This window comes from Cupriavidus necator N-1, from assembly GCF_000219215.1.
Lineage (GTDB): Bacteria > Pseudomonadota > Gammaproteobacteria > Burkholderiales > Burkholderiaceae > Cupriavidus > Cupriavidus necator.
Map to the genome: position 1 here is coordinate 1,580,956 of NC_015723.1, position 21,009 is coordinate 1,601,964.

Consider the following 21,009-nt stretch of genomic DNA (forward strand, 5'->3'; position numbering starts at 1 on the left):
TGTGCGAGCCGGCGTCGCGGCTTGCCATGAGCATTGCGTCGGCCAGCCATGCGTTATCCGATCGCATACGGCCCGGCAAAGCCACCGGGATTGCCGAGTCCCTGGTAAACGAAAAGGCGGGCTTCCGAAGATGCCCGCCCGTCTTGCCGCGAAACGCCTGCGGACCTGTCCGTCAGGCTGGCACTTGCGTCCCCGCCGCCGCCGTCTCCTTCGAGAAAAGACTCCTGGAGGTGGCAACATGGCTGGCCAGCACCGGCCGCAAGACCATGATCGCCAGGAAGGCCGCGGTCAGGTCCATGGCCGCAACCGTGTAGAGCACCGTCGACCAGGTGCCGCTCGCCTCCATCATCAGGTTGCCGACCGGCACGAACAGTGCGCCGATGCCCTTGGCCGTATAGAGCACGCCGTAGATCTTGCCGATGTGCTTGGTGCCGAAGGCATCGCCGGCAAGTGCCGAGAACAGCGAGTAGACCTCGCCCCAGGCCAGGAACACCACGCCCGACAGGATCAGGAAGGCGTACGGGTTGCTGCCGAAGTAGCCGAGCGCGATGATGCCAAGGCCTTCCAGGGTGAAGGCGATGACCATGGTCTTCTCACGGCCGATGTTGTCCGAAATCCAGCCGAACAGCGGACGCGAGATGCCGTTCATGATCCGGTCGAGCATCAGCGCGAGCGGCAGTGCGGCCATCACGAAGAAGTGCAGGTCGACCTTGAACTCCTTCACGCCCAGGTCCTTGGCGATGACGCCAAGCTGGGCCACGGCCATCATGCCGCCGGTGACGACCAGGATGAACATCACAAACATCAGCCAGAACAGCCTGGTGGACATCGCTTCCTTGAGCGTGTAGTCGCGCGTGGCCTGGACCAGCTTCTGCGATGCCCTCACCTCGCTACCCTTTGGTGCGCGCAGGAACCACGCCGCGACAAAGGCGAGCCCGCCCTGCAGCAGGCCGAAGAACAGGAAGGTGTGCTGGAAGCCCTGCGACTCGATCATGGCCGCGATGGGCAGGATCGTCGCCGCGGAGCCGGCGCCGTAACCGCCCGCGGTCAGGCCCACCGCAAGGCCACGGCGGTCAGGGAACCACTTGAGCGCGTTGTTGATGCAGGTGGCGTAGATCGAGCCCACGCCAAGGCCGCCAACGGCTGCGCCGACGTAGAAGCCCATCAGGGTAGTCGCCTGGGAATTGATGCACCATGCCGCGCCGATGAAGACCGCGCCGAAGGCAACCATCATGCGCGGGCCGAACTTGTCGATGAAATAGCCTTCGATCGGCGCCAACCAGGTCTGCACAAGGACGAAAACGGTGAAGGCGATCTGGATGCTGGCGCGCGACCAGCCGTAGGTGCCCTGGATCTCAGGGACGAACAAGGTCCAGGCGTACTGGATATTGGCGGTGGCGATCATGCAGACCACACCGACAATCAATTGCAGCCAGCGTGTGCCTTCCGGGACCTGGCGATTAGCGCCCAGCGCTGCCGATGGATTATTCATTTGCGCGCTCCTTGAATCTTTTGACCATTCAATTGCGGGGGTGCGGGCGGGTATGCGGACGCGCTTCGCCTCAGCATAAGGGTGGCTGCTGGCATTTCATGTCTCCTGTGTCATTGGCATTTATTTGCCTCTTATTCCGACGCCGACCTGAGGTCTCCGCCCTCACCCCTCTTCAAGTTCGGAGTGGCGATGGGATACACAGTATGTGATATATCAAGCAAGTCAAGAGAAAGGGATAGCAGGGTTTTCACTGAATTTATGACGGGGAAGGATCGGCACCGGATATTCACGCTGAATATGCATCATCGCCCCCGGAGAAAGGCGTCGCCAGGCGCCACCCGATGCCCATGAAACCCTTTGCTGGAGCCGCTTCCAGGCGAATCGCCGCCGATAGATGAGCGTTCGTTTTGAATGAATGAGGAAAAGGACTTAAATTTAATCATTACGAATTTGTAATGCCCGGAAGTCCACCCACCGGTCAGTCAGCATGATTACAAAAATGTCATGATTACAGAAATGTCATGATTTTGACTGCGTCGAATGATGAGCTAAATAAATCAGATCGATTAATACCGTACAAACAGCATCCTCGCGTCCCCAAAAAAAATGCCCGCAGGCAAGCCTGGCGGGCGTAGGCATGATGCGTGACATCAGCCGCAGCATGTAGATGCAGTTATAGGCGATTATTCGAGCCAGATAAACAAATAAAAATGCTTATTGCCGGGCAGCGGCCAGAAACACCTCGAAAACCCTGACGGATTTACCGAAACACCCTGAACGCCATTTTGGCCGATTCAGAAGATGGCATTTTTGTCATGATGGGTTTCGATTTGCAGGCGACCAGAGGCACCGCTACCCGGGTCGGAAGGCAAGCCCTGTAGACAAGATCATCCAGGCTACCCCCGAGAGTAGACGAAACGGTAAGTCCTGTAGAACTCCTGGGAAGCCCGGCGATCAGGTTGCCCGTCCATCGCTATAGATAGAATGGAAAGCATTTGGCCATCAAGTAGATGTTTTGGTAAATTCTGTAGAAACTCTGGTAAGCTCCGGGCAAACCCGCACCCAAGGATTGCGACTTCATATGTCTCATGCGCCACTAGGCTACGATGCGCTTATCCGCAAGTTCGGCTTGCGCGTCCCGCCGCTGCGCTCGACGTCCGCTCTCGCCGACAAGACCGGGGTCCTCAGCACGCACACCGGACCGGACGGCACCACGCGCACCGTGTACCCAAGGAACCGCTACCGCGGCGCCGACACGACCGTGGACCACCTGACGTTCGCGCTGAAGAAGGAGCACCTGGACCTGACCGTGCTGGCGGCGCTGTTCGAGCATGCGCAAGCGGTGCAGGCTGTACGCGAGTGGCTGGCGGCCACCCCGACCTCCCGTTATGCGAGGCTGAGCGCGTTCTATGCCAAATGGCTGGCCGGGGCGCAATTCGACTACAAGCTGCCGGCCGGGGCGCCCAGGGTACTGGCGCTGGACGAGACCCACTACCTGACCGGCCCGGCAACGCCGGACCTGCAGTTCGGCATCCAGAACAACCACCTTGGCCCGGCCGCGTTTTGCCCCCTGGTGCGCCGCACCGAGAAGCTGGCGCAGTACATTGCCGCCGACCTCCCCGGCCGCGTGGCCGCGGCCATCAAGCGGCTCGAGCCAGAGTTGCTGGCGCGCGCGGTGGACTACCTCTACCTCGCGGAAACTCGATCGACCTACTCCATCGAGCACGAGATCCCCGATAACCAGCGGGTCGCCAAGTTCAGGCGACTGCTGGAGTACGCCGGCAATCCCGCCCCGCTTACCGAAGAGCAGCTGTGCGAGTGGCAGAACGAAATCATCTCGGGGCTGCGCGCTGAATTCTCCTACCGCGACAAGCAGAACTGGCTGTCCCGCGGCGGGCGCATGCGCAACATCGCGGACTATATTCCCCCGCCGCCCGAGCAGCTTGGCGCGATGATGGACGGGATTGCCGCGGTGGCGGGCCTGGTCGCTGCACAGGCGGCAAACCCGATCGTGGCCGCGGCGTGTGTATCGTTTGGCTTTGTCTTCGCCCACCCGTTCTACGACGGCAACGGCCGGCTCCATCGGTTCCTCATCCACCATTTGCTGCGCCAGGCCGGTGTCACGCCCGATGGCGTAGTGCTGCCGGTGTCGGCGCGGATGCTCAAGCAGATCGATACCTATGCCGCCCTGCTGAAGTCCTATTCCGCCCCGCGGACGGCCCTGCTCAACTACGCGCTGGATTCGGACAGCGACACGATCCTGATCAAGTCGCCACAGCCCGGCTGGCTTTACGCATCCTTTGATGCGACAGCGCTGTGCGAATTCGTCTTCGAATGCATTGAGCAGTGCGTCGAGCAAGACCTTGCGCAGGAGATCCAGTACCTGCGCGCTTACGATGCCAGCGTCACACGCCTGGAAAGCTGGCTCGACCTGCGCCAGTCACGCCTGTCGAACCTGATCGACCTGATCGTCCAGAACCACGGCGAGCTGTCCAGGCGCAAGCGCAAGCTGTTCGAAGACATCACGGACGACGAGCTCGCCCGCATTGAAGCCGTCGTGCGCGACGAATTCACGGAATACCTCGAGCTCCACGGCAGCCGCTGAAGCGGCGGCACCGCGTTGGCACGCCCGGTGCGGTCACCGTGCGGCGGGTGCGGCGCTACTATGTTTCGCTCTGTATCCCGGGCCGCTGCAGACATGAAAGATTGCACGGATGCCCGGAAGCGGAAACAGCCGGGATACGTGCGGACGGTGGAATGCGTCTATCGCCAACACCGGGAGTTCTCCGCCATGTCCATCCATCCGCCGCCCCGCCCCTGCCATCGTGCCTGCTACGGCACCGCGCACGCCAACGGGGGCCGCCCATGATCGACGCCTTCCTTGCCTTTGCCGCAGGCGTGCTGACCATTGCCTCACCCTGTGTGCTGCCGGTGCTGCCCATGCTGCTCGCCGGCTCGGTGGGCGAATCCGGCCGGCTGCGCCCGCTGGCGATCGCGCTTGGCTTCGTCAGCGCCTTTTCCGCGCTGGGCATTGTCTTCGGCGCGCTGTCCAGCGCCTTCAGCGAAGCCCCGGGCGTGGTGCGCAACGCGGCCATCCTGTTCCTGCTGGGCGCCGGCCTGGCGCGGCTCTGGCCGGCGGGCTTCGAGCGCCTGGCGGCCCCGTTCGCCGGCGTGGTCGACCGCCTGGCGGGCGCCGGCGGCCGGACCGGCACCGGCGTGGCCGGCGGCTTTGTGCTGGGCATGACGCTGGGCGCGGTATGGACCCCGTGCGCCGGGCCGGTGCTGGCGTCGATCCTCGCGCTGGTGGCCAAGGCGCAAGACCTGCATCGCGCCGCCGGGCTGCTGGCGCTGTTCGCGGCTGGCGCGGCCATCCCGATGCTGGGCATTGCCTATGGCGGCCAGTTCGCCACCACTCACGTGCGCCGCCTGGCCCGTCACACGCACCGGCTGCAGCAAGCCTTCGGTGTGCTGGTGGTGGCGACCGCCATCGCCATGTACTTCCAGTACGACACGCTTGCCGTCGCCTGGCTGACCTCCCTTTTCCCTGCCTCCCAACCTGGAGCCTGAACCATGCACCGCTTCCTTCGTACCCTGCTGGCCACCACCGCCATCGTTGCCGCCCAGTATGCAGCCGCCGCCCCTGCCGACTATGGCAAGGCGCCTGAATTCACCGGCATCGACAAGTGGCTCAACGCTGAACCGCTGACCGTTGCCGGGCTGCGCGGCAAGGTCGTGCTGGTCGATTTCTGGACCTACAGCTGCATCAACTGCATCAACACGCTGCCCCATGTGCGGCAGTGGTACGACAAATACCGCGACAAGGGCCTGGTTGTGGTCGGCGTCCACACCCCGGAGTTCCCCTTCGAGAAGTCCACCGCCAACGTGCAGGCAGCGCTCAAGCGCTTCGATATCCGCTACCCGGTCGCGCAGGACAACGCCTATGCCACCTGGAACGCCTGGCGCAACCAGTACTGGCCGGCGCTCTACCTGGTCGATGCCAACGGCACCGTGGTCTACAAGCACTTTGGCGAAGGGAGTTACGCCGAGACCGAAGCGGCCATCCAGAAGGCGCTGGCCGGGCGCAAGTAAGGCTGACATACCGCCGCCATCGAGCGCGGATGGCGAACGAGCCTGCCGCGCCCCGGGCCGTGCTCTCAGGCACGGCCCGGCCCTTGGAACCTGTCTCGGGTTCCAAGACACATCCGAGCCGGTTTCCCGGCACACCAGACGAAAATTTAGATTCCTCCACAATTTATTGTTAATGCGAATCATTACTATTACTATTACAACTCACGGAGTTCTATTACAGCACATTTCGCACATCACTACGTTGGCCTGACCATCACCATGCAAACCGCAACACGCTCAGTCACCCTGGCGGGGCCGGCCGGCCGCTGCCGGGTACGTCCGCTCGCTCTTCTTGTGGCCGCCATCGGCGCGGGCACTCCGCTGCTGTCCGAGGCGCAGGCAATGGCCGCCGCGTCCGCCGTCGCGCAAACCGGCACATCCGGTGCGAGCACAAAGCAGGACAGCCCGCCTGCCAAGGCCGACGGTGGCGAGCTGAATGCGGTGGAGGTCAGGGTCGACCGGATCAAGAGCGACCTCGTCAGCCCGACGCGCCAGGTAACGGTGCTGGAACGCGAGGAAATCGAGGAACTGAAGGTGGGTTCCAACAATCTCGCGACCATGCTGAGCAAGCTGATCCCGGGCATGGCGGACTCCAGCCGCACGGTCACAGACTTCGGCCAGACGCTGCGCGGCCGCGGCACGCTGATCCTGGTGGATGGCATTCCGCTCAACACCAACCGGGATTCGGCGCGCAACCTCGCCACCATCGATCCCAGCAATATCGAGAAGATCGAGGTCATGCGTGGCAGCAGCGCAATCTACGGCGCCGGCGCCAACGGCGGCATCATCGCGATCACCACGCGGCCTGCGGGTGGCCCGCCCAGCGCGGATACCACCGTGACGCTGGGCACCCCGCTGACGCGGCTGAGCAAGGAGGGGCTCAGCGCCAATGTCCAGCAGCACTTCTCCGGCAGCCAGGGGCCGATCGACTACGCGTTCCACCTGGGCGCGCAGCATATCGGCAGCCCCTATGACGCCCACGGACACCGCATCGCACCGGAGCCGAGCCAGGGTGACCTGTTCGATTCCAACGTTTACAACGTGAGCGGCAAGCTGGGCTGGCGCATCGACAGCCAGCAGCGCATCGAACTGAGCGTGAGCCAGTACCAGGCCAAGCAGAACACCAACTACGCCTCCGATCCCTCGGTGGCCAAGCTGCCGCCTGGCACCGCGGCCGCGCGCGCGATTAAGGGGTTGCAGCTCGAAAACCAGAACGAGCTGCGCAACACCGTCGTCAACCTGGGCTACCAGAACCTGGACCTGCTCGGCAGCACCGTGTCCACCCAGATCTACTACCGCGACTACTTCACCCGCTTCCCGCCGTTCGATGCGCGCGCGGTGGCCACGCGTGGCGGCAACGTGGACCAGGTCAGCCAGAACAGCGATGTATTTGGCGGGCGCCTGACCATCAGCACCCCGCTGGGCGCGGACAAGAAGACCAAGCTGCTGTGGGGCGCGGACTACAACCAGGAGCGCAGCGACATGCCGCTCGATGTGTTCGATCCGCGCACCTATGACCAGAGCGGCGGCCTGGTCTTCAACAAGACCGGTTCGCTGACCTACATGCCGCCGCTGGCCACCCGCAGCGGCGGCGTCTTCGGGCAGCTGCAGCACAAGTTCAACGAGCAATGGTCGATGGAGGGCGGCGTGCGCTACGAGCGCGCCAACGCCAGCTTCGACGACTTCGTGCCGCTGTCGCAATCGAAGGTCAGCAACCCGGTCGCGGTCAAGGGCGGCACGGTCAACTATGGCGCGTGGCTGTTCAATATCGGCGGTGCGTACGCGCCGGTGAAGAACCAGGAGTTCTATGCCTCGTTCGGCCAGGGCTTCCAGTTGCCCGATATCGGCCTGCAGATCCGCAATGCGCGCCCGGGCTTCGATATCAATTCGTCCAGCCTGGAGCCGGTCAAGACCAACAACTATGAAATCGGCTGGCGCGGCGCGTTCGGCAATACGATGGCGAGCCTGGCGCTGTTCTACACCACCTCGCAACTGGGCGACGTGCAGAGCTTCAACAACGGCCTGATCCTGACCCGCACCAAGGAACGCATCGCGGGCGTGGAGGCTTCCGCCGACTACCTGAGCGACAGCGAGACCTGGGGCGCGGGCGGCACGTTTACCTGGATCAACGGCCGCGAGCAGCCGCAAGGCAGCAGCAGCTTCCAGAACATGACCGGCTACCGCATACCGCCGCTGAAGCTGACCGCCTACGTCCAGTACCGGCCGATCAGCACGTGGAGCAACCGCCTGCAGGTGACCTACTACGGCGGCCGCGACTACCGCCTCAACGACCAGAACAGCTTCGGGCGGCGCGAGGTCAGCAGCTACACCACCGTCGACCTGATCAGCCGCTACCAGGTCAGCAAGAAGGACACGATAACGGTGGGGATTGAGAACCTGTTCAACCGCTACTACTACCCGTTGTACAGCCAGCTGATGCGCAACAGCAACAACACCAGCCGCCTGCCGGCTGCGGGCATCACGCTGACCGCGATGTACCAGCACCGCTGGTAAAGCAGCCGCCGGACGGCGATGGCCTTGTCGGGGCCATCCTCGGCCGGCATTTTTTTAAGCTCAGATGTAAATAATTATCATTTACAAAGCGATACAAATTGCCCAGGCACGGTGCCGGGCAACATCGAATGAGGGGTAAGCCATGGTTTGCAACAGCATCATCGAGAGTATCGGCGGGACACCCGTGGTCCATCTGCGCCGCCTGTTCGGGGACACCGGGGCCGAGGTCTTTGCCAAGCTGGAGCTATTCAATCCCGCCGGCAGCGTCAAGGACCGCCCTGCCCGCTACATCATCGAAAAGGGCCTCGCCGAAGGCACCATCGGCGCCAACGCCCACATCGTCGAAAGCTCGTCGGGCAACCTGGCGATCGCGCTGGCCATGGTATGCCGGCTGAAGGGACTGCGCTTCACCGCCGTGGTCGACCCGAAGATCTCGCAGACCAACCTGACGATCCTGCGCTGTTATGGCGCCGGGATTGAGCTGGTGACCGAGAAGGACAGCCAGGGCGGCTACCTGGAAACGCGTATCGCGCGCGTGCGGCAGATGCTGCTCGACCTGCCGGATGCGGTCTGGATCAACCAGTACGGCAATCCGCGCAACTGGGAAAGCCATTACCACGGCGAAGGCGAGGAAATCCTGCGCCAGCTCGACCGGCCGGTCGACGTGCTGGTGCTCGGCGTGAGTACCTCGGGCACGGTGCATGGCATCGCGCGCCGCCTGCGCGAGGCGTGGCCCGCGTTGAAGGTGGTGGGCGTGGACGCCGCCGGCTCGGTGCTGTTCGGCCACCCGCCGGCCAGCCGCGAGCTGCCGGGCATCGGCGCGAGCCGCGTGCCGGAGCTGCTGTGCCGCGAAGAAATCGACCAGGTCATCCATGTGGACGACCACGCGGCGGCCCTCGGCTGCCGGCGCCTGCTGGCGCAGGAAGGCATCTTTGCCGGCGGGTCGTCCGGCGCGGTGGTCGCCGCGATCGGCCGCCTGTTGCAGGACCTGCCACGCAGCGCACGCCCGCCCCGCATCCTCACCCTGTTTCCTGACCGCGGCGAACGCTATCTCGACACCGTCTACGACGACGCGTGGCTGGAACGCGTCGCCGCCATCCATCGCGCGCGCACGGCTTCGGCTGCCGCGCAATCGTCCATCCCTGCACACGGAGTGACCGCATGAACGCCCCCATCCAGACCCCCGCTGCCGAGCTGCGCTACCTCAGCCGCGCCGACCTGATCGCCCTTGGCGCCGACCATTCCGACGCCTTTGTTCAGGCTATTGCCGAAGGCCTGGCGCTGCATGCGCGCGACGAATGCGTGCAGCCGCTCAAGCCTTACCTGCGCTGGGCCGGCGCCGACCATATCGCCGACCGCATCATTGCGATGCCCTGCTACGTCGGCGGCGACAACCCGGTCGCCGGCATCAAGTGGATCGGCAGCCGCCAGCACAACCCGCAGCGCCATGGTCTGGAACGCGCCAGCGCCGTGATCGTGCTCAACGACGCCCAGACCAATTATCCGGTCGCCATCATGGAAGGCGGCCTGATCAGCGGCATGCGCACCGCGGCCATCACCGCGGTGGCGACGCGCCACCTGGCGCGCGCGAGCTTTACCGACGTGGCCTGTATCGGCTGCGGCCCGATCGCGCGCATGCAGCTGCAGACGCTGCTGGAGCAGTTCCCGGGCATCCGCTGCATCCACCTGTTCGATCTGTCGCGCGACGCAATGCAGGCGATGCGCAGCCAGCTGGGCGCGCGCTTCCCGGCGGTTGGCTGGGAGCTGTCGGCAAGCGCCGAGGCGGCGGTGCGTGCCGCCGACGTGACCGTCACCTGCACGGTTGCGGATGCGCCGTACCTGGAGCATGCCTGGCTCAAGCCCGGAGCCTTTGTCGCCAACGTCTCGATCATGGACGTGCACAAGGACGTCTATGAGAAGATCGACAAGGTGGTGGTGGACGACTGGGACCAGTCCAACCGCGAGAAGAAGATCATCAACCAACTGGTGCTGGAAGGCCGCTTCAGCCGCGAGCAGCTGCATGCCGAGCTGGGCGAGATCGTGATCGGCGCGAAGCCGGGGCGCGAGCGCGACGACGAGATCATCCTGCTTAACCCGATGGGCATGGCGCTGGACGATATGGTGTGCGCGCGCCATTTCTACCAGCTTGCGCTGCAGCGCGGCGTCGGCGTGCGCCTGCCCCTGCTATGACGGTGCTGCCACACCACCCCGTACGCGAGCGGATGCTGGCGCAGGACCTGCTGGACGCATTATGGCAGGAGAACCTGTACGGCATGCGCGAGCACTGCCGGCTGGTAGCCGCTGACGACACGCCGCTGGCCGCGCTCGCCGTCGACCTGGGTACGGCCGGCACGCTGCTTTGGCTTGGCCGCCGCCTCGACGGCCCCCGGCCGCTGCAGCTTGGCGCCGGCGATGACAGGCCGCCCGTCGTCCTGCAACGCGACGGCAGCTCCATGCCGCTCGGCGCCGCCGCGGCGTTGGAAGCCTTGCAGTCGGCGGACTGGTGGCCCGGCCGCAGCGGGCGCCTGCAGACGCTGTTCGCGCTGGCCGAGGCGCAAGCCGCGCGCACGCTTGCGCACGAGCCGGCCATCCTGGATCGCCTTGCGGCGGCGCCGCGCTCGCTACTGTCGTGGGAGGCGGTTTGCTGCCTGCGCGACCGCCCTTTCCATCCGCTCGCTCGCGCCAAGGCCTGGGGCGATGCGACCGGGCCGCACGCCGGCTTCGACGCGGAATCCGGCCAGCCCGTATGGCTGCACTGGATTGCCGTGCCGTTACACCGGCTCCGGACCGGTTCGGCGATGGAAGCGTCAGCGCAACCGCTGGCCCGCTCGCTGCTGCCGCCCGACGAACTCGACCGCCTGGTGGCACGCGCGGAAGCCGCCGGCGCGCAGCGCGGCTACCTGTGGATGCCGGTGCACCCGTGGCAATGGCAGCAGCAGGCCCACGCCGCCGCCAGCGGGCAAGCGCCATGCATCGACCTCGGTAGCGGCATCGGTGCGGCCTACCCGACCGCCTCACTGCGCTCGCTCGTCATGCATGGCCGGCCCGAGCTCCACCTCAAGCTGTCGCTGGGCGTGCAGGCACTGGGGGCCAGGCGCACCCTGCCCGCGCGCTACCTGCACAACGGTGCGCTCGCGCAACAATGCCTGGCGCAGCTGCGGGCGCGCGATCCCTGGCTCGGCCAGCACCTGCTGCTTTGCGACGAGCGCGACTGGTGGGCACTGCGCCAGCACGACTCGCTGATCGCTGAGCCGGGCGAGCTCGCCTGCGTGCTCAGGCGCTACCCCGGCGACCTGGCGGCTGGCACGTGGCTGTTGCCCATGGCGGCGTGCGCGGCGCTGACCGCCTGCAACGACCTGCCGGCGCTGCGCCGGCTGTCCTGCACCGATGCCGACGAGGCCTGGGCGGCATTCCGGTGCATCGCGGCCCTGATGCTCGAAACCGGCCTGCGTTGCTTTGCCAACGGCGTCATGCCCGAGCTGCATGGGCAGAACGTCGTGCTGGTGGTCGGCGAGGCAGGCCCGCGGGCGCTGCTGCTGCGCGATCACGACACGCTGCGCATCTGCCCGTCCCTGCTCGCAGAGGCCGGCGCGGACGTGCCCGCGTACGCCGTGGACACCGCCACGCCGAATACGCTGATGCTCGATGCGCCGGCGCAACTGCTCGCGTACTTCCAAACGCTGGCGATCGAGGTCAACCTGTACGCCATCGCCGCCGCGATCGCCGTGGCCTTCGACAGCGACGAGCGCACGGGCTGGCGCATCCTGCGCGAGGAGATCGCCCGATTGCTGGCCGCCGGTACCGGCAACCGGACCGCAGAGATTGCGCGGACCGCGCTGCTGGATGCGCCGGAATGGCCATTCAAGCAATTGCTTGCGCCGCTGCTGGCGCGCGACACCGCCAGTACCGGCATGCCCAGCGCGCTCGGCAGCCTGCGCAATCCGCTGCGCGAGAGCGGAGTCCCGTCATGACGCCGGCGCCGCAAGCCGGCCCGTCGCGCGACATCGCCCTGCTGCTGGCCGGCCAGGCGGTGGTGACGACGGGCCTGATGACGCTGGTGCCGATCATGCCGCTCTACCTGCGCGACCTCGCCGGCCCCGCTGCCGCGCACTGGAGCAGCCTGGCGCTGGCCGCGCCGGGCGTCGGCGCGCTGCTGCTGGCGCCGTTCGCCGGCAGCTGGTGCGAACGATGGGGCTACCGCCGGCCCTTGCTGCTGTCGTTGTCGGCCTTCACCGCCAGCCTGCTGCTGATGGGGCTGTCCACGCACGTGGCCGGCTTCATGGTCGGCCGCCTGTTGCAGGGCGCGAGCGCCGTCGGCGTCTTGCTGACCATCTGCATCGGCCGCGTCAGCACGCCCGGCATGCGCGGCCGTGCCTTCGGCATGCAGGAATCGGCCGTGGCCACCGGCGCGCTGCTGGGCCCCGTGCTCGGCGGCGTGCTGCAGGACTGGTGGACGGTGCGGCCGATGCTGCTTGCAGTGGCCGCGGCCAATGCCGTGCTGACGCTGCTGCTCGCATGGCGGCTGCGCGAGCCGGCGCCACAGGCGTTGCCAGGCGCCGGCTCGTCGCGCGGATTCGCCGCCATGCTGGCGGACGCGTCGCTGCGCCGCTGGCTGCTGGCCGGCTGCCTGACGCAGGCCGGCGCGTTCGCGCTGGTGAACGTGTTCGCGCTCTACCTGCAGCAGCGCTACCCGTACGATGCCCTGCTCGGCAGCAAGACCGGCTTCCTGCACGCGCTGGGCTGGCTGGCCGCGATGCTCGCCAGCCCGCTGTGGGGCCGCTCAGCGACCGCGGCACGACCGTGCGCGTATTCATGTTGGCCGCCGGCGGCTGCGCCGTCGCGCTCGCGTTGCTGCCGCTTGCCGATGCGCTCTGGCAGATCGGCGCGCTCCGGGTCGTGCAGGGCGCGCTGTTCGCCGCGCTCGCGCAATCCATGCTGTCCTATTGCTGCGCCCGCCTGCCCGCGAGTTTGCACGGCAGCGCCACCGGCATCGCCAAGAGCGCCATGACCGCCGGGCAACTGGTCGGGCCGCTGGCGGTGATGGCGTGGCTGCCACGCTCCGACCCGGCGGGCACGTTATGGCTGATCGCCGCCATGTTCGCGCTGGCCGCCGCACTCGTCGTCCCTGATCGCTCATCGTTGTTTGCCACCGTCCCTGATGCGAGGTAACTGCATGCTTTCCACTCTCCTGCCATCGACCACCGTGGCGCCGCAAGGGCGCCTGCGCGCCCATCGCCCGGACCGGGATGCCGCCGCGCCCGACGCCGTCGAGCGCCGCCTGATCGAGCAATTCTTCAACACCTACTGCCGCGAGACCGGCATCGTCGATCCCCGCCTTGACGCGCACCTTCCGGCCCCGGTGCCGGCTGCGCTGAGAAGTACCCTTGCGCGCTGGCGTGCCGAGGGGCTGGTACCGGCGGTGCTGGCACTGGCGGATCGCGACGGCCGCCACCGCTGGCTGGCTGCTGCGCTCTCCTACGTATCCCCGATCGGCTACCACCGGCTCGCGGATGCGGTGCTGTCCGACGGCAGCGCCTTCGCCCCGCTGCGCCGCGCCGAGAATCTGGCCGATGCCATCACCCAGGCGCTCGCGCATGCCTACCCACAGAGCGCCGCCACCGACTGGCCGGAGCGCTTTGCCACGCTGATGAAGAACGGCGTCCAGAAGGTGCGCCTGTACCACCGCGAAGCGCCCGCACGGCAAGCGCCCTCGCGCTTTATCGCTGCCGAGCAGGGGCTGCGCTTCGGGCACATATTCCACGCCACGTCGAAGGCGTCGGAAGGGTTCAGCCACGATGCGCTGCAACGCTATGCGCCGGAGCTCGGCGCCGCCTTCCAGCTGCACTACTTCGCCGTCGCCAGCGACCAGTTGGAGAGCAGCGCCATCGACGGCCAGCCGCTGCCTATCGACCCCGCGGCAATGGAGGCCGCCGCGGACCTGCTCAAGGAGGGCGACTACCGCCTGCTGCCCTGCCATCCCTGGCAAGCCACGCAGCTGCTCGCGCACAGCGAGATCCAGCCACTGCTGGCCAGCCGCGCGATGATTTCCCTCGGGCCGCTGGGAGAGCTGGCCTGGCCGACCTCGTCGGTACGCACGGTGTGGCTGCCGCAGCAGCAACGCTTCCTCAAGCTGGCGCTCGATATCCGCATCACCAACTTTGTCCGCAACAATCCGCCCGAGCACGTGCGGCGCGCGCTGGATGCCAGCCGCGCCATCGCCATGCTGCCCGAGGCGGCGCGTTCGTCCGCACACTTCACGGTGCTGGCCGAAACCGGCTACGCCGTGCTGGCCCTGCCCGACAACGCGCTGCGCGCGAGCACCGCGGTGATCTTCCGGCAAGGCATGACCGGCCCGCATGGCGACGCCGCGCAAGTGCTCGCCACGGTGCTGGAGGAGCCCGCGCATGGCGCCGGCATCCTGGACGGCCTGCTGCGCGAAGCGCTGGGCCATCAACCCGGCGCGGCGGATATCCGCCGCTGGTGGGCGCGCTATCTCGATGTCACGCTGCTGCCGCTGGCGCGCCTGTTCGCCGAGCACGGCGTCAGCCTGGAGGCACACCTGCAGAACAGCATGGTCGCGTTCGCGGGCGGCTGGCCGGTGCACGGCTATGTCCGCGACATGGAAGGCGCCAGCATCAGCCGCGCCCGCTTTGCCTGGGCGGCGCAGTTCGATGCCGACAGTCCCGCCCTGTACACCGAGGAAGCCGCGCTGCATCGCTTTGCCTATTACGTGCTGGTCAACCATATCGGCCACTTCGTCGCCTGCCTGGCGCGCACGGGCGGCTGCGACGAAGCCACGCTGTGGCAGGACACCGCAGCCGCGCTCGACGCAGGCGGCCCATCGCTGCGCCAGCTGCTGGCGTCGCTGCAGGGCCTGCCCACCCTTCCCGCCAAGGCCAACATGCTGAGCTGCTTCGGCCGCCACGGCGAAACGCCTGCGTGGGCAGGCGTCCCGAACTTCCTCGTATCCGCACCGCTAGCCTGAGCCCCCGATGAACACCACCGATTACCAACGACTGATCCAGAGCCCGCAATACCAGCAAGCCGCCCGCCGCGTGCTGCGCCAGCTGCTGGAAGCCCTGTTGTTCGAAGACTGCCTGCGCGACGTGATTGTCAGCGACGCCGGCGTCGAACTGCCCGGCGTGACGGCAGGCGGCCAACCCGTCAGCTATCGCTGCGCCGCGCAGCGCACCGCCAGCTTCGGCCGCATCCGCATCCGTGGGCCGGTGCTCCGTTGCGAAGGCGAGAGCCAGGCTGAAGCCGACGACGTCGCGCAACTGCTGTCCGAGCTTGCCGGCCAGCTCGATGCCGACCCGGTGCGCCTGCAGCAGTTCGGGCTGGAGCTGCTGTCCACGCAGGTCAAGGACGCGCAGTCCCACCATGCCAACGGGCACGCCGGACAACCGTTGCGCGATGCCGGCTACGATGCCATCGAAGCGCGGCTGACGGGTGCCCATCCTTACCACCCGGGATATAAATCGCGCATGGGTTTCACGCTGGCGGACAACGGACGCTACGCGCCGGAATGCGCCGCGCCCCTGCAGCCCGTGCTGCTGGCAGCGCGCCGCTCGCATTGCCGCTGGAATCTCGGCAACGCCGAGGCATCGCCCGAGAGCCTGCTGCCACCGCCGGCGCGCGCCGCATTTGAGGCCGCTTTGCGCGAGCATGGTGCCAATCCCGCCGACTACCTGCCGCTGCCCGTCCACCCGTGGCAATGGGACGAGGTCATCGCGCCGGGCTACCACGGCGCGTTCGCGCGCGGCGAGCTGATCGCCGTCGGCGAGATGCCGGGCCGCTACCTGCCCCAGCAGTCGATCCGCACCCTCGCCAATGCCGATCAGGCCGATGCGTTGTCGCTCAAGCTGGCCATGAATCTCGTCAACACGTCCACTTCGCGCGTGCTGGCGCCGCACACGGTATGCAACGCCGCCGTCTTGAGTGACTGGCTGGCGAGCCTGGTGGCGCGCACGGAATGGACCGAGCCGATGGCCGCGCCGGTGTTGCTGCGCGAAGTCGCCGGCGTCAGCCATGTGCCCGCCGCGCCGGTGCAGGGCCAGTACGGCGCGCTTTCCTGCATCTGGCGCGAAAGCATCCACCGCTATCTGGCACCCGGCGAGGCCGCCATTCCCATGACCGCGCTTACCCATATCGATGTCGACGGCCTGCCGCTGATCGAGCCGTGGGTCCGCCGTCATGGCGTGCGCGTCTGGCTGCAGCGGCTGGTGGAGCGTGCATGGCTGCCGGTGCTGCACCTGCTCTGGGAGCACGGCACCGCGCTCGAGTCGCACGCGCAGAACATGCTGCTGCTGCACGTCGACGGCCTGCCGCAGCGCGTGGCGCTCAAGGACTTTCACGACGGCGTGCGCTTCTCGCGCCAGTGGCTGTCCGGCGCCGCGCCGCAACTCACGCCGCCGCCGGCCGAGCATGCGCGCGTCAACCCGAACTCGTTTATTGAAACGGACGATGCCGATGAACTGCGGGACTTCACCTGCGACGCACTGTTCTTCGTCAACCTGGCCGAACTGGCCCCACTGCTTGCCGGCCACTACCAGCTCGAGGAAACAGCGTTCTGGGCCATCGTGGCAGGCGTGATCCGCAGCTACCAGCGCGCACACCCGCGCCTGGCTGAAAGCTTCCGGCGCTTCGACTGCTTCGCGCCCACCATGTCGATCGAACTGTTGGCCAGCCGCCGCTTCATGCCCGAGATCCGGCTGCGCACGCGGCAGGCGCCCAATCCGCTGGCGCTGGCGGAGGCGGAGGCGGAGGCGGCATGAGATCGCTGAAGGCGCGTTTGTCGGATCCGGGCGGCGGCCAGGTGCACGGCCTGTTCTGCTCGACGCCTGCGGCACTGACCGTCGAGCTGATCGCTGCCGCCGGCTATGACTTCGTGGTGATCGACCTGGAACACACGCTGATCGATGGCGCGCAGCTTGGCGCCATGCTGCTGGCGGCGCGCGCCAGCGGCATCGCGCCACTGGTGCGCGTGGCGGCCCCGCACCAGGTGGCGCCGGCGCTGGACGCCGGCGCCCAGGGCATCGTCTTCCCGCGCATCAGTGCTGTAGCGCAGGCAAGGCAGGCGGCCAGGCTCTGCCACTACGCACAGCATCAGCCCATGCCCGGCGAGCGGGGGCTGAACGCCACCTGGCATAGCGCGTTCGGCCGCGACGATCTTGCCGCCGCCACTGCCGCAGCGGGCGCCGATACGCTGGTCGTGGCGATGATCGAAGACAGCGCCGCGCTCGATGCGCTCGATGACATCGCCGCTGTACCCGGCATCGATGTGCTGCTCGAAGGCGCCGCGGATCTCTCGCAATCACTGGGCGTGCCATGGCAGACGCGTCATCCGCTGGTGTGGGACGCCGTGGCGCGCATTGCCGATGCGGCGCGCGCGCATGGCAAGCATTTCTGCGCGCTGCCGCGCACCCCGGAAGACGCCGCGCTCTGGCGCCGGCAAGGCACGCGCATGCTGCTGCTCGGCGACGACCGCGGCATCGCGCGCCGGGCCATGGCCGCACACCTGCAATCCCATTCCCAGTCATCAACATAAAGCCGCCCCTTCCCGCCACCCCATGAACCCGCAAAACATCACCCGTTACCTGGATGAACTTGATCCCCGCAAGGGGCCTGCGTGCGCCTATCTCTATGACCTGGACCACCTGCGCACGCGCGCGGCTGGCCTCGCTGCCGCCTTGCCCGAGGACTGCGATCTCTACTACGCAATCAAGGCCAACAGCGATGCGCCAGTGCTGCGCGCGCTGCTGGGCGCAACGGCCGGCTTCGAAGTCGCGTCGCTGGGTGAAATCGAACGCGTGCGCGCCGTCGAAGCCGACGTGCCGGTCGTATTCGGGGGCCCGGGCAAGACCGATGCCGAGCTGGAGGGCGCGCTGCGCCTCGGCGTCAGGCTGATCCACGTCGAAAGCGCGCTGCAACTGCGCCGGCTGGACCGCATCGCGCAACGCATGGGCCGCCGCGCCGACGTGCTGCTGCGCGTGAATCCGGCCTACGGCCTGCCCGGCGCCACGCTGCAGATGGGCGGGCGTCCGACGCAGTTCGGCATCGACCAGGCGGAACTCCCCGCCGTGATCGCGTTGGCATGCGACCTGCCCGGCGTGCGCCTGGTCGGGCTGCACCTGCACGCGGGCTCCAACAGCCTGGACGCCGACCAGCATCTCGAACTGATTTCACGCCATATCGCGCTGGCGCAGCAATGCCGTGACGAACACGGATTGGCGCTGGAATGGCTGAATGTCGGCGGCGGCATCGGCATCGACTACACCGATCCCGATCGCACCTTTGACTGGCCGCGCTTCTGCGCCGGGCTGGCGCAACTGCTGCAGCAGCGGCGGCCCGGCTGCCGCATCGTGCTGGAATGCGGCCGTTTCATCAGCGCCGACTGCGGCTGCTACGTGGCTGAAGTCATCGACCTCAAGCACAATCACGGCAAGCACTTCGCCATCGTGCGCGGCGGTACGCACCATTTCCGGCTGCCGGTGTCGTGGCAGCACAATCATCCGTTTTTCGTCGCGCCGAACGACGCGTGGCCTTACCCGTTTGCGCGCCCGGAGCTGACTGACGCAAGGCTCACGATCTGCGGCGAGCTTTGCACGCCGAAGGACGTCTTCGCGCAGGAGGTAACGGTGCCGCGCGTGCGCGTGGGCGACCGCATCGTCTTTATGCTGGCCGGGGCCTACGGCTGGCACATCTCGCACCACGACTTCCTCAGCCATCCGCATCCGGAAAGGGTGTTTTTCGGCGAGTAGCCGGCCCCGGACCTGTTCCGCGCGCCGGCGCGCGGCGCTGTTCCACGGTTCTTATCCTCCCGTGCAAGGGAGCTGATACAAATTGTATGCAATTTTTGTATCACGGAGTGCTTATCCCTGCTATTCTTGCTCCCCGGTTGCGGCCTGGAACCTGATCCCGGCCATGCTTGCTGCAGGCGGTCTTCTCCGCCTGTCCGGCAGCGCGCAACGACAGGGCCGGGGGCTGCCCCTCCCCCGGCGCCAGAAGAACAAGACAGTCCGGAAACATATCCGGCCAGACAACAGGAGACATGAATGGCGCCCTTGCTGTTCAAGGTGGAAGACCGCCCCCCGCGGCTGACGACGTTTTTGCTTGCGCTCCAGCATCTGCTGGCCGCCCTGGGCGGCATCATTGCGGTGCCGCTGGTCATTGGCGGTGCCCTGAAACTGCCGCCGGACCAGGTCATAGCGCTGGTGAATGCCGCCCTGCTTGGCTCGGGCATCGTCACCATCATCCAGTGCAAGGGCATTGGCCCGGTGGGTATCCGCATGCCATGCGTGATGGGCACCAGTTTCGCCTTTGTCGGCGCGGCCATCAGCGTGGGCGTCGAACACGGCGTGGCCGGCATCCTGGGCTCGGCGCTGGCGGGCTCGCTGGTGATGATCCTGGGCAGCTTCTTCATGCCGGCGATCCGCAAGCTGTTTCCGCATACCGTCACCAGCGTGGTGGTCACCATGATCGGCCTGTCGCTGATTCCGGTGGCCATCGACTGGGCCGCAGGCGGCCAGGGCAGCAGCCGCTATGGCGCGCCCGGCAATCTGGCGATTGCCGTCGCGGTGCTGGCGCTGGTGGTGGCGGTGGTGCAGTGGGGCAAGGGCATGCTGTCGGCCTCGGCCATTGTCGTCGGCATTGCCGGCGGCTACCTGCTCTGCCTGGCACTGGGCCTGGTCGATTTCACCCAGTTTCACCAGGCACCCATCATCGCGGTGCCGCAGCCGCTGCACTTCGGCATGTCGTTCCCCATCTCGGGCATTGTCGCCATGTCGATCGCTTTCCTGGTGACCATCGTCGAGTCCACGGGCACGTTCATGGCACTGGGCGCGGCCACGCAGCGGCCGATTTCCGGCAAATGCCTGTCGCGCGGCATCCTGTGCGATGGCTTTGGCTCGGCCTTTGCGGCACTGGTGTCGAGCCCGCCGTTGTCGACCTTCGCGCAGAATGTCGGCGTGGTCTCGCTGACCGGCGTGGCCAGCCGCCATGTGGTCGCGCTGACCGGTGTCATGCTGCTGCTGGCGGGGCTGTTCCCGGTGCTGGGCGCGTTGGTGGTGGCGATCCCGCAGCCGGTACTGGGTGGCGCCGGCCTGATGATGTTCGCGATGATCGTGTCGGGCGGGATCCAGATGCTCAGCACCGTCAAGTTCACGCAGCGCAATACCCTGATCGTGGCCGTGTCGATCGGCTGCGGCCTGGCGGTGACGTTCCGCCCGGAACTGCTGTCGAAGCTGCCGGCCTTTGTCCACGAAGTGTTTGGCTCCGGCATCACGGTGGGCTCGCTGTCGGCGGTGATCCTCAACTTGCTGCTGCCCGGCGGCAAGGACGAGCCGGCTGAAGACGCCGGCCACGGCACCGTCGGCGAGGCTGCCTGAGCGGCCTGCCAGGGCCTGCGCACCACATCAAACGCCCTCGGCACCACTTCTGCAAGTATCCTCCGGTCGAACCATATGGGCTGGCGCCGGTCATATCCTGACGTTTTCACTTCAATGAGGAGAAGCAATGGATTGTCCGGTGTGCCCGCAAACGCAACTCGTGATGTCCGAACGCCAGGGCATCGAGATCGATTACTGCCCGAAATGCCGCGGTGTCTGGCTGGACCGGGGCGAACTCGACAAGATCCTCGAGCGCTCCGTGGCAGCCGCCCCGGTGCAGCAGGTGCCCATGCAGCAAATGCCGCAGCAAACTCCGCCCCCGCGACAGGAATACCAGCGCGGCCATGGCGACCGCGACCGGCACTATGAGCGCGAGCAGAAGCACTATAAGAAGAAGAGCATCTGGCACGAGCTGTTCGACTGACTCTGGCTTGCCAGTGAGCAAGGGCGACGCAAGGTCGCCCTTTTTTGTTGCCGGCCGCTATTGCG

15 protein-coding genes and 1 pseudogene are annotated in these 21,009 nt (G+C 66.7%); 15 read left to right on the forward strand and 1 reads right to left on the reverse strand.

Annotated elements, in window-relative coordinates; translation table 11 throughout:
* Positions 1–172: 172 nt before the first annotated feature.
* Positions 173–1,492, reverse strand: a complete 1,320-nt coding sequence (oxlT, locus tag CNE_RS25255) for an oxalate/formate MFS antiporter (RefSeq protein ID WP_013953132.1) — start codon at positions 1,490–1,492, stop codon at positions 173–175.
* A 1,081-nt stretch (positions 1,493–2,573) separates the two neighbouring features.
* On the opposite strand from oxlT, the gene CNE_RS25260 reads away from it, so the two are divergent.
* The 15 genes and pseudogenes from CNE_RS25260 to CNE_RS25325 all read left to right on the forward strand — a co-directional run bounded on the left by CNE_RS25260 (position 2,574) and on the right by CNE_RS25325 (position 20,944).
* The gene (locus CNE_RS25260; protein ID WP_013953133.1) at positions 2,574–4,097 is read left to right on the forward strand and encodes a Fic family protein; all 1,524 of its coding nucleotides are present in this window, start codon (positions 2,574–2,576) and stop codon (positions 4,095–4,097) included.
* Positions 4,098–4,357: 260 nt separating this feature from the next.
* Complete coding sequence (locus CNE_RS25265; protein WP_013953134.1) at positions 4,358–5,059, forward strand: cytochrome c biogenesis CcdA family protein; 702 nt, start codon at positions 4,358–4,360, stop codon at positions 5,057–5,059.
* A 3-nt stretch (positions 5,060–5,062) separates the two neighbouring features.
* Positions 5,063–5,581: a thioredoxin family protein gene (locus tag CNE_RS25270; RefSeq protein WP_013953135.1), complete on the forward strand. Its 519-nt coding sequence runs from the start codon at positions 5,063–5,065 to the stop codon at positions 5,579–5,581.
* A 258-nt stretch (positions 5,582–5,839) separates the two neighbouring features.
* Complete coding sequence (locus CNE_RS25275) at positions 5,840–8,134, forward strand: TonB-dependent receptor (protein WP_013953136.1); 2,295 nt, start codon at positions 5,840–5,842, stop codon at positions 8,132–8,134.
* 142 nt (positions 8,135–8,276) lie between these two features.
* Complete coding sequence (gene sbnA / locus CNE_RS25280) at positions 8,277–9,299, forward strand: 2,3-diaminopropionate biosynthesis protein SbnA (RefSeq protein WP_013953137.1); 1,023 nt, start codon at positions 8,277–8,279, stop codon at positions 9,297–9,299.
* A complete protein-coding gene (sbnB, locus tag CNE_RS25285; protein ID WP_013953138.1) occupies positions 9,296–10,324 on the forward strand; it encodes a 2,3-diaminopropionate biosynthesis protein SbnB in 1,029 nt (342 codons plus the stop codon). Before sbnA ends, sbnB begins: the two co-directional genes overlap by 4 nt.
* Positions 10,325–10,620: 296 nt before the next feature.
* Positions 10,621–12,105 (forward strand): IucA/IucC family protein, encoded by a 1,485-nt coding sequence (locus CNE_RS25290; protein WP_404997179.1) that lies wholly within the window; start codon positions 10,621–10,623, stop codon positions 12,103–12,105.
* A gap of 95 nt (positions 12,106–12,200) precedes the next feature.
* Positions 12,201–12,857, forward strand: a pseudogene (locus CNE_RS42925) (MFS transporter); the annotation flags it as partial.
* A gap of 89 nt (positions 12,858–12,946) precedes the next feature.
* Entirely contained in the window at positions 12,947–13,303 is a 357-nt protein-coding gene (locus CNE_RS42930) for a hypothetical protein (RefSeq protein WP_330995908.1), read from the forward strand.
* Positions 13,304–13,307: 4 nt separating this feature from the next.
* Positions 13,308–15,119: an IucA/IucC family protein gene (locus CNE_RS25300; protein ID WP_013953141.1), complete on the forward strand. Its 1,812-nt coding sequence runs from the start codon at positions 13,308–13,310 to the stop codon at positions 15,117–15,119.
* Positions 15,120–15,126: 7 nt separating this feature from the next.
* The gene (locus CNE_RS25305) at positions 15,127–16,908 is read left to right on the forward strand and encodes an IucA/IucC family protein (RefSeq protein ID WP_013953142.1); all 1,782 of its coding nucleotides are present in this window, start codon (positions 15,127–15,129) and stop codon (positions 16,906–16,908) included.
* The gene (locus tag CNE_RS25310) at positions 16,905–17,681 is read left to right on the forward strand and encodes an HpcH/HpaI aldolase family protein (RefSeq protein WP_013953143.1); all 777 of its coding nucleotides are present in this window, start codon (positions 16,905–16,907) and stop codon (positions 17,679–17,681) included. The genes CNE_RS25305 and CNE_RS25310 overlap by 4 nt, the downstream gene beginning before the upstream one ends.
* 22 nt (positions 17,682–17,703) lie before the next feature.
* Complete coding sequence (locus CNE_RS25315) at positions 17,704–18,894, forward strand: type III PLP-dependent enzyme (protein ID WP_013953144.1); 1,191 nt, start codon at positions 17,704–17,706, stop codon at positions 18,892–18,894.
* A gap of 294 nt (positions 18,895–19,188) precedes the next feature.
* Positions 19,189–20,520 carry a nucleobase:cation symporter-2 family protein gene (locus CNE_RS25320; protein ID WP_013953145.1) on the forward strand — a complete coding sequence of 444 codons (1,332 nt, stop codon included), beginning with the start codon at positions 19,189–19,191 and terminating at the stop codon, positions 20,518–20,520.
* Positions 20,521–20,647: 127 nt separating this feature from the next.
* Positions 20,648–20,944, forward strand: coding sequence for a TFIIB-type zinc ribbon-containing protein (locus CNE_RS25325; protein WP_013953146.1), 297 nt, complete (start codon positions 20,648–20,650; stop codon positions 20,942–20,944).
* The last annotated feature ends 65 nt before the right edge of the window (positions 20,945–21,009 follow it).